This is a genomic window from Fluviicola taffensis DSM 16823 (assembly GCF_943372375.1).
Taxonomy (GTDB): Bacteria; Bacteroidota; Bacteroidia; order Flavobacteriales_D; family Crocinitomicaceae; genus Fluviicola; species Fluviicola taffensis_A.
In genome coordinates, this window is the sequence record NZ_CALRYJ010000002.1 from 348896 (window position 1) to 366004 (window position 17109).

At 42.2% G+C, this 17109-nt stretch carries 11 protein-coding genes; 1 reads left to right on the forward strand and 10 read right to left on the reverse strand.

The window, feature by feature from the left end:
• Window positions 1-147: 147 nt before the first annotated feature.
• The 9 genes from AAG807_RS04855 to AAG807_RS04895 form a co-directional block, all read right to left on the reverse strand.
• Complete coding sequence (locus AAG807_RS04855) at window positions 148-2079, reverse strand: M56 family metallopeptidase (protein ID WP_341901292.1); 1932 nt, start codon at window positions 2077-2079, stop codon at window positions 148-150.
• Between the two features lie 21 nt (window positions 2080-2100).
• Window positions 2101-2502, reverse strand: coding sequence for a BlaI/MecI/CopY family transcriptional regulator (locus tag AAG807_RS04860; RefSeq protein ID WP_341901294.1), 402 nt, complete (start codon window positions 2500-2502; stop codon window positions 2101-2103).
• A gap of 266 nt (window positions 2503-2768) precedes the next feature.
• Window positions 2769-3212: a hypothetical protein gene (locus tag AAG807_RS04865; protein WP_341901296.1), complete on the reverse strand. Its 444-nt coding sequence runs from the start codon at window positions 3210-3212 to the stop codon at window positions 2769-2771.
• 82 nt (window positions 3213-3294) lie between these two features.
• Entirely contained in the window at window positions 3295-4152 is an 858-nt protein-coding gene (locus AAG807_RS04870) for a M90 family metallopeptidase (protein ID WP_341901297.1), read from the reverse strand.
• Between the two features lie 109 nt (window positions 4153-4261).
• Window positions 4262-5275 (reverse strand): hypothetical protein, encoded by a 1014-nt coding sequence (locus tag AAG807_RS04875; RefSeq protein WP_341901298.1) that lies wholly within the window; start codon window positions 5273-5275, stop codon window positions 4262-4264.
• A 113-nt stretch (window positions 5276-5388) separates the two neighbouring features.
• Window positions 5389-7593, reverse strand: coding sequence for a hypothetical protein (locus AAG807_RS04880; RefSeq protein WP_341901300.1), 2205 nt, complete (start codon window positions 7591-7593; stop codon window positions 5389-5391).
• 3 nt (window positions 7594-7596) lie between these two features.
• Window positions 7597-8625, reverse strand: coding sequence for a S8 family serine peptidase (locus tag AAG807_RS04885; RefSeq protein ID WP_341901302.1), 1029 nt, complete (start codon window positions 8623-8625; stop codon window positions 7597-7599).
• Complete coding sequence (locus tag AAG807_RS04890; RefSeq protein WP_341901304.1) at window positions 8625-9743, reverse strand: hypothetical protein; 1119 nt, start codon at window positions 9741-9743, stop codon at window positions 8625-8627. Before AAG807_RS04890 ends, AAG807_RS04885 begins: the two co-directional genes overlap by 1 nt.
• 371 nt (window positions 9744-10114) lie before the next feature.
• Window positions 10115-13288 carry a gliding motility-associated C-terminal domain-containing protein gene (locus AAG807_RS04895; RefSeq protein WP_341901305.1) on the reverse strand — a complete coding sequence of 1058 codons (3174 nt, stop codon included), beginning with the start codon at window positions 13286-13288 and terminating at the stop codon, window positions 10115-10117.
• Between the two features lie 442 nt (window positions 13289-13730).
• On the opposite strand from AAG807_RS04895, the gene AAG807_RS04900 reads away from it, so the two are divergent.
• Entirely contained in the window at window positions 13731-15263 is a 1533-nt protein-coding gene (locus AAG807_RS04900; RefSeq protein WP_341901307.1) for an alkaline phosphatase D family protein, read from the forward strand.
• A 101-nt stretch (window positions 15264-15364) separates the two neighbouring features.
• On the opposite strand, the gene AAG807_RS04905 is transcribed toward AAG807_RS04900, so the two are convergent.
• The gene (locus AAG807_RS04905) at window positions 15365-16855 is read right to left on the reverse strand and encodes a T9SS type A sorting domain-containing protein (protein ID WP_341901308.1); all 1491 of its coding nucleotides are present in this window, start codon (window positions 16853-16855) and stop codon (window positions 15365-15367) included.
• Between the last annotated feature and the right edge of the window lie 254 nt (window positions 16856-17109).

A 17109-nucleotide genomic window follows, 5' to 3' on the forward strand; every position in this document is an offset into this window, starting at 1 on the left:
ATGAAACAAAGTATGTACTTCTTCATTTCAACTAATTCAGACTCTTTCTTCCTAAGACACTAACAAACAAAGCCCCGACATGTTACGATCGGGGCTTTCATCTTTAACTGTACTCATGTCCTACTTAGGCTTTGTTTTAGACATGCTTTAATCCACATCAATGTTGTATACGATGCGCATACCAGGTTTGATGTGTTTTTTTACTTTTCCGAAGAGCGATTCGGATTGGGTTTTTCCGTTAATGATCAAGGCTCTCTCGTTCAGTTCGAAGGAATCGATTTTCCCTTTGTAACCGGCTTTTTTCAGATCGTCCATAACCACTTGAGTAATATCTTTGCCGGGTGATAAGGGAGGTAAATCAGCAGTAGATTTCGGATCCTTTGCTATAGGTGGTATTTTTAAGTCCAAGCGATTTAGCTCTTTTTCCTGCAATTTCATTTTTGCATCGATCTTGCGCGACTGCTCATCAATCTTGCGTGATTGTTCGTCAATTTTGCGGGCTTCGCGATCGATTTTTTTCGATTCGATTTCGATCTTCGCCTGTTCTTCTTCAATCCGGCGCTGTGCCTCATCGTGTTTTTTCCAGTCAATCTTCCCGTCTTTTTTGCTGGTTTCGGCATCAATGATCTCTACTTGTTTGTCAATAACCGCTACATGTTCGTCAATAACTGCTGAATGCTTGTCAATGATTGCTGAGTGTTTGTCTATTATGCTGGATGCCTCATCAATGATGCGTTCTTCTTCTGAAATGTCGGTAGCAATGGCTGATTCATACATGGCAATCAACTCCTTGATTTCAGGAAGGTGTTTTTCCCGATCTTTTCCGGTGATTAATTGACCGTCGACCTTAAAATGTTCCAAATTTTCCGGCACCTGGTACAGCACGCCATCATTCTTGAAAATGTATACGTGAGACTCCTTCCCTTTCACATTATCTACATATCGGATGGAAGTTCCTTCCGGAATGTCCTTTGGATTGTATTTGTCATCACCGAGGAGTTCCGAAGTAGGTCCTTTAATTTCCTGAGCGGAAGAGGAATTCACGTTCAAAATCACCAGAAAGAGAACAACACTCATGGCTAAGCAAGCAGATAGAAAGTATTTTTCACGGATACTGAGCATCTTGTTGCTGTTGAAAAGAATCCGTTTTGCACGGTCTGCCAGCTTCATTTTCTGATCACCGAATTGCAGGGCGAACCGCTGTGTATTCAGGTTGTATTCCTGGAAGGAAATCAGGGCATTAACAAATTCTTTTTTATTGTTTGTAACGCTAATAGCTAAATCATCGCAGCAATTTTCACGTTCGTCTTTCAACAAGGAGGAAATCCACAAAATCCCGGGATTAAAGAAAAACAAGATTTCAATGAAGGTTTGCATGAGATTGACTACGTAATCACTGCGGCGAATGTGTGCAAGCTCGTGCAGTAAAATAGCTTCTACCTGATCTTGGGGAAGATTGTTCAACAGTCCCACCGGAACCAAAATAACCGGCTTGAAGAATCCTGTTACCGATGGAATCGATACTAATTTGGACTCCAATAATTGAACATTGCGTTTGATCCGGAGTGAAACCTGAAGTTCAGACACACGTTTCAGCCAGATTTCCGGTGGAGAAACCGTTTGGTAATTTCGTGCCCGGTAAACCTGCCGGATATCCCCCGTCATTCGGATGCATTTGAAAATAAAAACGACAAACCAGATAAAAACGATCCAGGAACCGGATTTGCTGATGAATTCCGTGATCATTGAAAGTGTCTGCTGCGGCGGATCAGCCTCTTCCTTCATGATTGGACTGGAAACTGAAACAAGGGGTTCCGTTTGAAGATGGGTTTTCACCGATTTATCCGCTTGTAAAACCGGTGTTTGCGTTTCGAATTCGTTATAGAATAGGAAACCGATGGTCACCAGGAATAAAATACTCACTCCTGCGAGCAAATTGTATCGGATTGCCGAAGTGGCTTTTTTGGTAAGCAAAAGAATAAGTGCTGCCACGATGGCGGCTGCGAGTCCCAGCCAAAGCGAATGGATCAATGTCCAGCTGACTGCTTTAATAAGTGAGTCGTTCACGAAAGAATTCATGGTATCGGGTTTTAAAAGTTTTTATTTTTTGTCCAGTTGATCGAGCATGGCGCGGATTGCATCCAATTCTTCTTGTGAGGTTTTTTTGTTCCCCAGCAGCTGCATCATCAGGTTGGTACTTGAACCGTTGAACATCGTATCGATGAACTTGTCCAATAAAACGGTCTTCGTTTGATTTTCTTCGATTGCCGGGCTGTAAATATGCTTCATGCTCGATGCATCGCGCAGCAACATTTCTTTCTCAGTCATGATCTGCATCAGCTTCAATGTAGAAGTATATTGTACGGCGCGTTTCTGTTCGTTCAGATAGTCATTTACGAAACGAACTGTTGAAGGACCGTTTTTCCAAAGAACCTGCAAGATCTCCAATTCTGATTTTGTCGGTTCCGATTGCGGATTATTTTCAAGGCTTTTTGCTTTCATTTTTCAAAGGTAGGAAATTTTTCGTACGAAACAAGTGCTAGGTGAATTTTAACAAAAAAAAGTGCGATTTTGTTTTTATATAATCAGGATTAGTCGTCAAATAACCAAGGTTTACACTACTTCAGAAGCTTTGTTTAAAATCAATCTATGAAAAACGCAATCATCTGATCTCTTTTGGCTTTGCGCTTGCAATATCATCGTTCAGTTAGGTTTCTGAGCTTATTTTTGGACGAGGAGCTGTTCTGTCGCCAATATTAAATCTATTTTTAATCAACAACTAAAGTCCAGGTTGCTTCATGTTTTTCATTCGATTGATTAAATATATTTGAAGTTCCTCTGTTTCTGGCTATAATAATAGTGTCAGATCCTTTAATGATCTCTAATCGTTTACACAATACGAAATCGGAAAGATGATCCAAATCCTGATTCATAACATTCACAAGTGTACAAGTCCTTTTTGGAGGGATGAAAAAAGTATATGTTTTAGTAAGACTATCATATTTTTGATCAATTGATCTAACGGTATAACTAGGGGTTATCCCAGGATATCCACCTATGTAAAGACTATCTGTGAAATCCAATCGGACATAATTTACCTGAATACTATCAACACTCTTATTCTCAATTTGAATAGTGAAACGATTGCCATCACACGAAGTCAAAAAGATGGAGCTTATTACTAGAATGCTGGATATAATAAGTTTTAGCATAGGGCAATGTAATTAAAGAAGTCAAAAACCTTTGTGCTCTTTTGAAATAAAACCTGATTCTACCTCCTACCAGAATTCTCCCTCAATTCATCAAAGCCGATTTCACCTCTCGCGGATCTTTTGGCGGATTCTTCTGTTGCTCTTTCGGTAGATTCTTCGATTTAGGCTTCGGATTGTAAAATTGATCCAGGGTTTGATAAAGCTCCGGATGCTCGGTTTTCATTTTCTCCGGATTTTCAAAAAAGAATTCACTTACGACTGCCAAAAATTCGGCATGATTGGTCGATCCGTACTTGCGGATGCTCGAATTCCCCGTATGAATGTGGTTGATTTTGTTATTGATCAGTTGCAGCCAGGGCATGATGTCAATTTCATTCATGACTTTTTTCAACTTTCCATCGATGTTTCCATCTTGCTTATCCAGGACATGCACAAATTCGTGTATGGCCACATTTTTCTGGTCATTGGTATCGTAAAACCCGTGAGCAAGCGCCTTTCTGGACAGCTTGATTCTCCCTTCCATTGCTCCCCAGCCAACCAGTCCATTGGCATATTGCTGTGTGTTGGGAATCAGGAATTTGTCCGGATGAATTTCTACCACCTCCAGATTGGAATAATGCCAGGAATCAAACCCGAAAATGGGAATGATCGCACCGGAAGCTATTAGAATGCGGTCCAAATGCGTCACTTCTGTATCAATGCCGACAATTTGAACATTCAACAGGAAGATGTGGATCCGGTTTTCGAATTGAGTTCTTTTTGGTGGGTTCAGACGATTATAAAAAGCCACATGCTGAACCAAAATCTCCCTCCATTGATGCGGAAAAGGCCGATCCGGCGTTTTTTTTGAACGATTCTTTTTTAAACTGTAACGGGAATAACCGATCAATATCCCAATCGTAATTCCTATGGCTAAAAAAATAGATGTCGTCGAATTCATGGGTTCAAAGATAATTGAAAAAATTGCACTCCTCTCCTATCAGTTAAACGCGCGGATTGATCTGAATTCCCAAGTCATACTGACAAAAGGTGAACCCATTAGGACGAACTCAATACTTGAGTTTGATCCACACCGGCCGATGGTCGGAATAGGCTGCTTTCAGATCATTATGAGATGCCTGACTCTTGGCATTTGGAATATATCCTATTCCATTCGTTTCATCATAGGAAATCACCCCAAAATCAGAATTGAATATTCCTTTGTCGCGGGGTGAGTTATAGTTGTCTAATAAGGATTTGGAACAGATGATCATATCATAGACATAGGTATTGCCATCTGCAACTGTAGATGAGACCAATTTAGGATTGTCGTTTGGAACTCCCTTGTTCTTGATATGCTGTTTTTTTACCTGCCCCACCTTGTTTAATCCGGGGTCAAAAAACTCGATATTCGGAATGAAATACTTGGACAAGTCGTACTTGATTCGCTTGTAATCATCCACCATTGCTGCGCGATTGAAATCTCCAACGAACAGCAGGTCCTCGTCCCCAAATTGTTTAAGCGGGTCATTAAAAAATCCGTAAACCAACTCCAGTTCCTTGAGTCTCCGTTCCAAAGTTTCCTGTTTTTCAACTTTGGTTTTATTCTTCCCATAATACAAATGCCCCGAACCAAGGACAAAATTGAAGGTTCCTTTTGACCAACGGGTGAAGACAAAATCTCTTCCATCCGGAACGTCTATTACCTGGTAGGCAGCTCCATTCTGTTTTTCCGGTGAAAGGACATCGGGTTTATAAACAAAGGCAATTCTTTCTTGATCTCTAAAACCGTCACCGATATTCGGACTGATAACTGCTTTATAATTCAGATTAAAGGAATCCTTTAGATAGGTGATCAGTTGGTTAACGGCATTTTCACCCTTGACATTCATGACTTCCTGAATTGCAACCAAGTCAAAATCACCCGATGATAACACTTTCGCTGCATTGTATGCCTGAATGCTATTATTTAGTCCAAAGGTGTAAATATTGTAGGAGGCAATGTAAATGCAGGAGTTCTCCTGTTTCATCACTTGCCCGTAGGAACTTGCCGAAATAAGTATGCAGAAAAGAAGTGCTCTCATGGTAATTTGTTTGAGTTTGAATGAGTGAAAATAACTGAATTAAATGAATCTAACCGGAGCTGTCAGTCTGATTCCAACAGCTCTCCCTTTTAAGCGTTCTTCTTTTCAGGGTATCACCTCGACTTATTATAAAAAGACATCAATGGGATATCTACTGTAATCCCTACAGTGATGCGTCCCGGATTGGATTTTATGGTATAATTGTCCGAATTGACGCTGGAAATGAAAGGTGCGTATTGATATCCCGCAATGAAGGAAATAGGCGCTCCCGGAAAGCCATAAATGAAAAAGACTCCCGGAGAAACGATCTGGTTTAGCTTTACCTTTAATTTATAGTCCGAAGTATCACTTTGTGTGCGGAATGTCGCCAAAGCACCGACATCGATCACGCTTACGAAAATGGAATACGATCCGGGATTCTTTGGTTTTTTCCGGCATCCACCCCAGTTATAGCCCACTCCTACCAAGCCTGTCACACCATACGAATTGTCGTGTTTAAAACCGTCATTACTTCCATAAAAACCACCCAGATAGGAGTTTAGCGAGATACTTTCCTTCATTTCTTTCTTGATTCGGGCGCTTCCCGCTGGTAATGCAATGGCTTCTATGGCAGCTTCAGCTTCTTCTTCCGTCTTAGCCCCCACAAGATTGGCTGCCAGTGTACCGTAGCGAAGAACTTTCTGCATGGCTTCAGATTGATTTTTGTCGGCTAAACTAGCCACAATGTAGCTGCTCAGGTTTGCTTTTAAAGTGGAATCTTTGATGAAATTCTTCAATTTATCAAAATCATCCAGTATATTTTTATCCTGTGCAAGAGCTGATTTGATAAGACGGAAGATTTCTTTCTCCTTTCCTTTTACAACCAGTGAGTCCAGGCTTTTCCAGGTACCGGCATATAGCATTATAGAATCTTTGAGTCTATTCAAACTTTTCTGACTGTCGATGATTCCCAGCACCGTATCCACTAACAGGCTGACATTGATAATTGCTGACCCGTAGTTTTTCTTCGCAATATCGATGTAAGTCTCGTTAGACAAGCGGCTGATATATATCCCCGACTTGAAGTATTCAGGAACCTTAAAGTTGGGAATGCTCTTTGTGATAAGATTTACATTTTCGATTTCAAAGGAAGCTTCGGTCAAATTAATGAATGAATTGAACAGGTCGTACAAATGTTGATTGTCTGCTCCTTTATTTTCACGAACCAGCTTTAAATCCCGCTCAACATCATCGATTTTCGGAGCCAGGGATTGGAAGTAATCCACTAATTGATCTACATCCTTATTGGCAATAGCTACTGAATCAATGAGTCGTTCTCTTAGTACGGAACTTCCATCTTTAGTTTTGAAAACAATCTTGTATTCTTCCCCTTTCTCTTTCTGCACCAGGAGTCCCAGGTAAATCTTTCGCAAGATTGGGTCTGTTGCCAGCATCTCCAGGGTATCGGCTGAAACCCAATACTTCCCTCCGCTTTTCGAAGTGCGGAATGACTGCAGGATCAAATCCAGGAAACGGACCGTATTTTTAATATTCGAAATGGTAGTATCTGTATCTTCTGCTAAACTTTTTACTGCAAGACTGTGGATGGCATTTCCGGGATGTTTTCCATTGGCAAGAACGGCAGATAATTCTCCCGCCAGATTCAGTATTTCAAGAATTTCCGGATGGTCTGCAAAGAATGCCCGGTATTTTTCCTGTTGCCAAACCTTTGGGATGTGTTCCGTCATCTGTGAAAGGTCTTTTTCGAATGCTTCTCTCAGAACCTGCAGATAAGCATTGTATTGAGTCGTATTCTCGTCAAAGGCTTTTAAGGTTTTGTAAGTTGCCGGAAACAAGATTTTTAATTCGGAAAACTCCTTCTTTTCAAGGTCTTCCTTGAATTTATCAAAGAAGGTCATGGTCAACTCTTCTTTTGCCCGTTTGACCATAAAGCTTGCCAACGCATTCGCAAACTGGGTTACGTCTGCTCCTCCGATGGAGGAAAGACCGTTGGAAAGGAATTCATCGAATTTAGATTTACTAACAGGCCCGGCAACATAAGGAGTCTGCTCATGTAAAAAAGGATTTTCTTCAATCCCCCCTTTCGCTGTTAAATCAAATAACTGGGTATAAGATGTCAACAAAGAATCCGGTTCTTCGTTGAAGTATTTTTTATTTAACAAAGGGAGTACTATTTTTTTTGTCGAATCCCCTTTATAGAATTGACCGGTTTTTGGATCGATCAGTTTTTTCAGGGTAAATGCGTCTTCAATCAGGCTTTGACCTGTTAAGGTCAGGCAACAGAATGTAACTAAAAGAGTTGTCAGGAATGTTTTCATAAGTTAGAATTTGAGTATGGCTGAAGGATCGATGATTTTTTTTGACCCATCTTTTGAAAATGTGTGGTTGTTGTTGATGTATTCCAGTGCCTGGGCTGGACTGAATGTTTTGTCGGTTTGCCGCAGCAGTGCAAAGATTGCAGCTACGAATGGAGCTGCAAAGCTCGTTCCGGTATCTGTAGTATAACCTGTTTTATTAGTCGTTTGGATATTCACACCCGGTGCTAGGACGGTAAATGTCCCGTTTTTACAGGTGTATGGTGCGTATTGGCCTTTTTCATCTACCGCGCCCACTGAGATTACTCCGGGGATGGATGACAACAGGTTTGGTGGAGTATCGGTATTCCCATGCGCTGCGATAACGATGATATTTGCATTGATTAACCTTGATATGGCACGGGTCATTCTGTCAAGCAACTTGACATCCACAAAAACGTAGGAAATGGAGACCACGTCCACATCCAGCGGGATGTTTTCTATCGCACAGATCATATCTACTTCCTCTGAGCTGATGTTTGAATAGCCTTTGAAAGCTCTCAGATTTGCTTCGAAAGCAATGCCTAGCACTTTCTTGCCATTTGCGGAAGTGATTCCGGCACATTCCGTTCCGTGACCATGGTCATCTTTGTAATCATTCGTGATGACTTGATCCATAAAACCTTTTCCGGATATTTTCGTGTAATCGAATCCCGGATGAGTGGCTACAATTCCTGAATCAACGATACAAATAGTCGTTCCTTGTCCATTCAATCCCTTATCATGCAGTGCTTTGATCTTGTAGTCTTTTAAATGCCAGGCGTCATAACATGCAGGATTGATTATTCCGGCAACAGAATAGGTTGTTGCGCCAGCCCAGTAATAGTTGCCCGCCTTGTCTTTCAGCCATTGATTGCTCCCTTCGAATACATCACCATTGTAAGTAGCGTCTTCCACTTCCAGGATGGTTCCCGGGGCAAGGTACTGGTAGGTCGGTGCATTGAGGCTCGCTTTGCCTACCCTGACATTCAGGAAATCCGTGACAGTTACTTTCATTACCCTTTGATATTAGTTGGTGTCGGTTTTGAGCTATTCGTTTCCTTCCCGTCGTCCTTTCCGGAATTGATGGTTCCCCGCAGTTTCATCAGTTTATTCAGCAGGTCGAACCAAAAAGGTGCTCCAAGCGATAAGGCAAAAGCGGTGATCAGCCAACCAATGATCGTATCAATCCGAAGGTGTGACCGAATGCAGACATCTTTACCATGAAAACACTTATTCTCATGTTCTTTCACTGATGTACACTTCCAGCCGATTCCCAGTGCTTTGTTCACGTCAGCTATATCTGTCTTCAATAGACTGTCCGCTCGTTTTTGCAGCCTTTGTAAAGAAGCTTCAGTCTTCTGGTCTCCTTCTTTCAGCAGATCCTTGTGCGTCTTGATGTAATTATCGGCTTGTCGGATAACCTGTTCCCGTAGCTCGGGATTTTTGGATAATGTACCCGCCAGTTTGATCGTGTCAACATTGAAAAGCATGGCAATTAAAAAGCCGAGGATCAGCAATACGCCCTGTGTATGCTTTTTGTACCAGCCGGTGGTCCGCTCCATCGTCACATCGAACCATTCTTCAAGCGCTGTCCGGAATTTGGCCACATCTCCTTGTGCATCCGCCCACAGAGCTCTCAGGTAACTCAGCGTTTCTGCATTGATCTGCACGGGTTTTCCGTTACTCTTCCATTGCGTAACTCCACTTTCCAGTGCTGTTTTAATGAATTTACCGGGATCATCCCCTGCGGCAAAATCATTCCCCTTCAACAGATCCAGCATGGCTTGCGAAAAATTCCGGGAAGTCAGGTAAGAAGGTTTGTTTTTGTAATCGTCTTCCGCCAGGTATTTGATCAGCGGATGATTGTAAAAAGCTTCCGTTAGCGGAAGTGATTGGCTCGTAACATTTTTCCTGAAAATCACACGAAAAAAAGCTCCGATCCTATTTAATAGCGTGTCAGCCGTTTTGGCATTTTCATCCTCCAGCATTCGAATGATTGCCTTCTGAAGAAATTTTGCCCGGAAACTTAATACGTTTGCTAGAGCTTCCTGTAGAATCGTTGTCAGCAGGGAATACAGTAAATAGACAAATACCAATCCCAATACTACATCTAAAGTGGTTGATCCGGTCATGATAGTGCAGTGAAATGATTACAGCTGAAAGACTTTAAGAACAAATATTCGCGTTCTGATTGTCTTGTTTCGTTTAAGGATGTCGGAATTCCGTAGCTTTCGCCTAGGGAATAGAGGTTTCGTTCTTGATGCATAGTGAATAGTGTTGTAGTAACGCAACCAAATTAATTAAAAAATGAGAATCTTCAAAATTAATTGATCCGACTTTAGGGGTCATTTAATGAACCATTGATACTAACTGTTGAACCGGGTAAGAATAATACAGGCTACAAAACTTTGTAAGCAGTTTTTGTTTTGAGGTGATTAATTCGAATTGAAGCAAAAAACTTTGCCCCTCCTCTCCTACCGGAATTTGAAATCCCCCTGCTCTTCTAGCGCAACAGCGTAACCGACCCGGTCGCAGTGGTCATTCCATCATCTTTCAGGTGTTTGGCAACAATCGTCCAAGTATAAGTGCCGGAAGGCGATTCCAATCCTTGGACCGTTCCATCCCAGCCTGCGTCCAACTCCCCACTTTCAAATACCACTTCTCCCCAGCGATTGTAAATCGATAGATTGAATTTATTCGTGTCAAATCCGGAGGAAAAGAACGGTCGGAAGATATTGTTGTGCCCGTCTCCATTCGGGGTGAAGGAGTTCGGGATATAAAATGATAAACCGTTTTCCACAATGAGTTGTAGGTAAGCCGTATCTATACAACCACCAGCAGTGTGGACGATGAGCATAACTTGATAAACAGCTTCCGAATCTGCCGGATACAGATGTTGCACATTCGGCGCCTCAGTGGATGTGCCGTCACCAAAGACCCAAATCAGTTCTTCGTTATGTGGTTCTCCGCTAAATGTCACCAGCGGATTGTCTATTAGTGCCGGATTCGGTGAAGCTTGTATGCTCATAGGAACATGGTTAATCAGTTCTACTGTGGCTTGTGCAGTTCCCGAACAGTTCCCGGCAGCATTTGTTCCAGTAACGGTATAAACGGTGGTTACTGATGGAGAGGTTGTTACCTTGCTTCCGTCGGGTAAAAAGAAATCCACATTCGGGCTCCAGGTATAGCTATCTGCTCCACTGGCAATCAATACGGCCAAACCACCAGAGCAAATCTGTAAATCATTAACAGTGAGCTGTAAACCTGATGTTACTGTAACTGTTGCTTGAGCTGTGGCAGAACATCCGTCATGAGTGCCGGTGACAGTGTAAACTGTCGTGGCGTTTGGTTGAGCAATCACCACCGATCCGTTCGCTGTATCCAATGAAGTTGCTGGAGACCAACTGTAATCGCTTGCTCCGCTGGCAGCCAACGTAGCTGAATAACCCGGACAAATCGAGGCGTCGTTGACGGCTAGTTGTATAGCAGGATTGACAATCACTGTAATAGTTGTATCACCCGAACAGCCATTGGTCGTTCCTGTAATGGTGTAGTTAGTCGTTACAGTTGGGCTTGCCCATACCATGTTCCCAGTTGTAAAAGAAAGGCCTGTAGCAGGCGACCACGTATAGTCCAAGGCTCCTGTGGCATTTAGAATAGCTGTTTCGCCTTGGCACAGCACTGCTCCTGCCGATTGGATGTTTAGTCCATTAGTCAGTGTAACAGTGGTCTGAACAGTATCACTGCACGCTCCGATATGACCGATAACGGTGTAAACTGTTGTTACAGCTGGGGAAGCAATGACGCTGGTTCCTGTTGTGGAGCTCAAACCAGTAGTTGGAGACCAGCTGTATTGCGCAGCACCTGTTGCCACAAGTACTGCGGGTTGTCCTGGACAAATGGTTGCTCCATTCACATTGATTTGGAACGGAGGAATGACATTTACTTGCAAAGTATCGTATACAGGGCAGTTATCTTTGATTGCATCAATAAAATAGGTCGTGGTAACAGCAGGCGAAGCAATGACCTGCGGACCAGATGTGGTGTTCAACCCGGTTGCAGGCGACCATGAATAGTTGCTTCCACCCGATCCGGATAAGTCTAGTGAAATACTTTCTCCCTGACAGATAGACGTATCGCTTGCAGCACCAGTAATGGAAGCCACTGTTATCGTGAATACCTCGTATGCAGAACAGGAACTGAATGGGATGTTTTGCCCTACCACATAAGTGGTTGTAACCGATGGTGTCAGATTGACGGTGTCGCCATAATATACCGTGTTATTGCCCCATTGTGTCCAGTAAAAATCCTCACCGATCAATCCACCTGAAACTGAAAATTGTGGACTTTCTCCAGCACAAATAAGGGTATCGCCAACGAATGCGATTTCTGGAATGGGAATCACAGTAATCGTAATGGTATCAGTATCGGTGCAGATTCCATGGTGTCCCGTTACGACGTAAGTTGTAGTAACCTGTGGATCCATCACGACCGTATCTCCCACAGTGGTATTCAGATAAGTTGCTGGTTGCCAAGTGTAGGTATCGGCTCCCATTGCATATATATATGTAGGTTCGCCCTGGCAGGCAGCTGTGCTATCGTCGTAAACACGGGCATTAATGGATAACAGATTGAGGGTCATCGTCACTTCCTGTGTGGCAGAATAACAAGTGGTGCCAACCATTTTTCGTACGGTATAATCCCCTGTCCCAAAAGAAACAAGCGAAATAGACGATGCCGTCTGTCCTGCAAGTGCAATGCCGTTTTTGTACCATTGCCAGTTTCCTCCTACAGGTCCGCCGTAAGCATTCAAAACGCCAGTACCCATACAAAAATCACCCGATTGGTTGATGAAAACTTCATTGAAAGCAGTTGCAGTATTGAGTCGCAAATTGTCTACCAGAAAGTAGGGTGCGCATATATTATCTCCATTATAATCGAAGGAAAGGTTGGGTGCAGGACCCAATATAATCTGTGCCACATCGAAGGTCGGAACAAAGGTCATCACCAACTCTTCCCAGTCTTGATTGGGGACAGGCTGAACAGTCACGGTACCTATTGGTACGAAAGGCGGTGGTACTTCGAATACGCCAATCGGAGAAAAAGCCAATGGCAGCGGATAACAGGTCGGAGCGCCATATAGGGTAAAGTTCATCGGTCCTACAGGATTTCCTGGCGGACATGGAGACTGCCCTAATCCTCGTCTCCGATTATAAACTACATCAAACTTGATGGTATAAGGGGTGCCACTGACCAATGGAGTTGGCAGGCAGGTACCAATGAATTCCTTGTAGTCGATGATAGCAAACATACCAACACACCCATTGCCGTTCATGGTAGGAATAAAATTCTGCGGAAGGGCTGTTTGGCTGGTATAGCCACAGGTATTCAGGTAGTCGACCGATCCTTGTGGAATCGCCCGTTGCCAGTAAAGCAGGTTCATTTGTGAGCTTCCGGTAGGACATTGAAAGTATTGTTCGAAGGAAGGATTGGGTAATAATGATGAAGGTGTAAGTGGTCCTGGACCGTTGCAAACACACTGCGGGTCATTCAGATCAATCAGGCCATTTCCATTGTCGTCGATTCCATTGAAGCAGTTTTCCTGTCCTGAAACCGTTACGCATAGAATCAAAGCTGGCAGGAGCAGAAGAGCCTTAGAAAGAGTAAAGAGTTTCATAAGAGTCGATTTTAGGATTAATTGAAAGGTAGGTTGTTTTTAACTCCTGCTTGCAACGGATGACTCAACGAAAGAAACAGGAAGATAGTTGATTAGACTCCTCCCCTACTTTGCAACGATAAATCATGCATTTGGATAACGTAAACGCATGATTTGTCCAAAGATTGTACGTCTTATAAATACCTGTAAGGCAGAGTCTGCTCTCTTATTTGTCTAAAACCTTCCTCTTCACCAACAAATAAGCCATCGCCGCCGCGGTAAAACACATCAGCGTACAAACCCACAAAACGATTTGATAAGCGTTTAGGAACGCACGGTGATACAATTCCTGATTTTTCCTTCTGAATTAGCTGAAAATCGATAACCTTCTAATTCTTAATACTTCAATAACTTCCAAATGCTTCATTCTATTTATCTTTCGCCTCGAAATAATAGGAATGAAATGATCAGAAATTCAGGAATAATTGCGCTCTTTTTGTTTGCATGTATGTATGCATTTGCTCAGGAAAAATTACACATTAACCCCGAATTGGTTGCGAAATTGGATCCGGCTTTGGCTCCTTTTTATCATGGAGTAGCTTCAGGTGACCCAACACAATCTGCCGTAATTATCTGGACAAAACTGACACTTGAATCAGTACATACCAAGGATGTGGAAGTAAGTTATCAGGTTTCCGAGGTTCCTGATTTTAAAACGATTTATAAGAAAGGAATTGTAAAAACGAATTTAAAGCGTGATTATACCATAAAGGTTGACGTTACCGGTTTGAAGGAAAACAAGGAATATTATTACTGTTTCTTTTATAAAGGACATCGCTCATTAACAGGTAAAACTAAGACGCTTCCTGCACATCCTAATGAAATGAGCATCGCTTTTGCTGCATGCAGTAATTACGAATGGGGATATTTTACCAATTACCGGTTCATTGCTGAAGATCCGAAGATCGATTTGGTAGTGCATTTGGGAGATTACATTTATGAGTATGCTCCTGGTGGTTATGGTGATACGACGATTGGACGCAAACACGTTCCTGCAAAAGAAATTACCACCTTAGACGACTACCGAACACGCTACTCACAATACCGTTTGGATCCCGATTTGAGATTGGCGCACCAGCTGAAACCATTTGTTACAACTTGGGATGATCACGAAATCGCCAACAACTCTTATGTTGATGGCGCTCAAAATCATCAGAAAAATGAAGGAGATTGGTACACCCGGAAAAATGCCGGAAAACAAGCCTACTATGAATGGATGCCTGTCAGGGAAACTCCGGAACAGGAACTTTATCGTGCTTTCCAGATTGGTGATCTAATGAACTTGGTGATTCTGGATACGCGTATTACCGGACGCTCAGTGCAGTTAGATAGCATCACCGATCCGCATTTTCAGGATCCGGAACGTACCATTTTGGGAAAAAAGCAATACGATTGGTTGACTAAACAATTGGAAACCGGTTCGAAATGGCAGATTATCGGAAATCAAGTGCCTTTTGGTCCGATGTATGTCGGAACAAAAAATGGTGAAAAAGAAGTGTATATGGACGGCTGGGATGGATATCCTCAGGAACGAAAACGGTTGATTAACCGAATAGAATCCAGGTCTTTATCTAATGTGGTTTGGGTTACGGGCGATTACCACGCTTCTTTTGCACTGGAAAATGATCTGTTGGGTACAAGCGATACATCTGACAATGTTTCGGTGGAATTTGTGGTAACGAGCATTACTTCTGCAAACAGCGATGAATACACGAATGATCAGAAAGAATTGGATGCGGAGCATGCGGCATATCTGAGAAATAATCCACAGGTGCGTTATTTGAATGGTGTTGATCATGGTTTTGTCGTGTTGCATGTTACTCCCGAACAAACTGTGGCTAAATTTTACTACGCTACCGATATCCGAACTCCATCAGGGAAATTGCGTTTGGAAAAGACGTTTACCGTTCCATCCGGTCGACCTGTTTTGAAATAGCTCTTTTTATTTTTAACCGCAAAGATTATAAAGAGCCCAAAAGTAATCTCTATTTATCTTTGGGTTCTCTACGCCTTTGCGGTTCAATTTTTACAGGAAGATTATTGTTTAATGAAGTGTCTGCGTTGTTGGTTGCAATTTACATGATACAACCCGGGAGCCAAGAAACGGATATTCAACTCATTGTTGGTTAAAGTTCCGCTATAAACAACAGCTCCTGCTGCATCTGTGATTACAATCGGAGAATCGCTTGTTTCGATGTGAATTACATCCGTTGCCGGATTCGGATAAAGCAAATCGGAAGTCAATTCTTGCTCGGAAAGTCCCAAAGGTCCGCTACAACTATATGGTTCGATACAATCTACGGTTTCCGTAAGCATATTATCGGTGAAAGCTCCGGTTAGCACAATCAGACTGAATGTCGAAGATGCAAGAGTTTGCGTATTGACAGTGATCGGATGTTTTGTAACCGTATTAATTGGTGTCAGATCACCTGGAAAACCAGTAATAGCTCCACAATAGACTTGATCTTGTGAAATATGTGCATACCGATCACCCGGCCAGCTGGAAGGAAGTGCTACCAAATAACCGCAATCATGGCGTAAAATAATGGAAGGAGTACTCGAAATGGCGCCGGTTGCCGTTGAACCGATAATGGTTCCTTGTGTATTTAGGTTTATGATATCGCCATCGGATGACATACTGCTTGAAAACATGACGCCACCTTCATAGGAAGCGCAGATTGTTCCCAACACTCCAACCGCATTTTTACACCAAACCGGCTGTAGTTGTTCATTCAGTTTCAAAATACCGTCAATTCCTGTTGAAGCATTAAATTTCAGGTAAATGGAAGCAGGATCATAACTGTCAACATCCGTGAATTTGTATCGGTCCACATCAATGGTTTCTATTCGATAATAGTTGCTACTTCCAGTATTTCCGTTCAAATCGGTTTTGAGAATATAGGGAAAGGTGACTTCTGGAAAACCGGCCTGCGTATAATTTCCAACAATCAGGAGCGAATCCCCATGTTGTTGAACGTCATGAAAGAGCAAACGGGGAATGGTTGGAATCGAATAAGACTTGACCCAAATAACTTGTCCGCTGTTATCCATTTTTAAGAGTACGGGAACACTTGGGGATGATATGGATGAATATTCGTTTTGAATTCCAGTTAGATAGAAACCGCCGGTTGTAGGAGTAATTGAATTCATTCGATAAGGACTGGAATTGAAATACCGATTGAAGATAATTGTTCCTGTTCGGTCCATGCGCGTCAGACCGTTGTAATCAAGTGAAGAATAAATTAAGGTAAGGACATTGTTTTCATCTGTAAAACCTTTGAAATTATTCAAATGACTTACCCAGATTTGTGATTCCTTCGACCAGATTAATTGTCCGTGTCGACCGATGTAATGAACCGAAAAACTATTGATTCCACATCCCGGATGAATCGATACAGTATAGTAAGTTGAATCCTGACAAGGAATAATCGCGTGAACATCGTCATCGTAGTTTCGAAGATATTTGTATTGACTTTGAGCCATAGAACAAAAGAGTAGCGATAATAATATCGTTAAGCAAGTTTTCATAAATAAATTTTTATAGGTTTAGTAATTTAAAATCACCGGTGATTGTTCTGAAAACAAAGACTTAAGAATGTTTAAAAAGGTTGCTTGAACTTTTTTGAATGACAAGAATTATGCCCCTTGCAAATAAAAACCTCGTGCTCCTCGTGTACTTTGTGGTTAATATAAACCACGAGGATCACGAAGCGCACAAGGATTTTTTGTGCCATACATTGTTTATAAAATAAAAACCGCGCGTTCTTCCTGTCCTTAGTGGT

Excerpts from the sequence above, each read along its gene's own strand:
- AAG807_RS04855 (WP_341901292.1), bottom strand. The coding sequence starts at position 2,079 with ATGAATTCTTTCGTGAACGACTCACTTATTAAAGCAGTCAGCTGGACA.
- AAG807_RS04860 (WP_341901294.1), bottom strand. The coding sequence starts at position 2,502 with ATGAAAGCAAAAAGCCTTGAAAATAATCCGCAATCGGAACCGACAAAA.
- AAG807_RS04865 (WP_341901296.1), bottom strand. The coding sequence starts at position 3,212 with ATGCTAAAACTTATTATATCCAGCATTCTAGTAATAAGCTCCATCTTT.
- AAG807_RS04870 (WP_341901297.1), bottom strand. The coding sequence starts at position 4,152 with ATGAATTCGACGACATCTATTTTTTTAGCCATAGGAATTACGATTGGG.
- AAG807_RS04875 (WP_341901298.1), bottom strand. The coding sequence starts at position 5,275 with ATGAGAGCACTTCTTTTCTGCATACTTATTTCGGCAAGTTCCTACGGG.
- AAG807_RS04880 (WP_341901300.1), bottom strand. The coding sequence starts at position 7,593 with ATGAAAACATTCCTGACAACTCTTTTAGTTACATTCTGTTGCCTGACC.
- AAG807_RS04885 (WP_341901302.1), bottom strand. The coding sequence starts at position 8,625 with ATGAAAGTAACTGTCACGGATTTCCTGAATGTCAGGGTAGGCAAAGCG.
- AAG807_RS04890 (WP_341901304.1), bottom strand. The coding sequence starts at position 9,743 with ATGACCGGATCAACCACTTTAGATGTAGTATTGGGATTGGTATTTGTC.
- AAG807_RS04895 (WP_341901305.1), bottom strand. The coding sequence starts at position 13,288 with ATGAAACTCTTTACTCTTTCTAAGGCTCTTCTGCTCCTGCCAGCTTTG.
- AAG807_RS04900 (WP_341901307.1), top strand. The coding sequence starts at position 13,731 with ATGATCAGAAATTCAGGAATAATTGCGCTCTTTTTGTTTGCATGTATG.
- AAG807_RS04905 (WP_341901308.1), bottom strand. The coding sequence starts at position 16,855 with ATGAAAACTTGCTTAACGATATTATTATCGCTACTCTTTTGTTCTATG.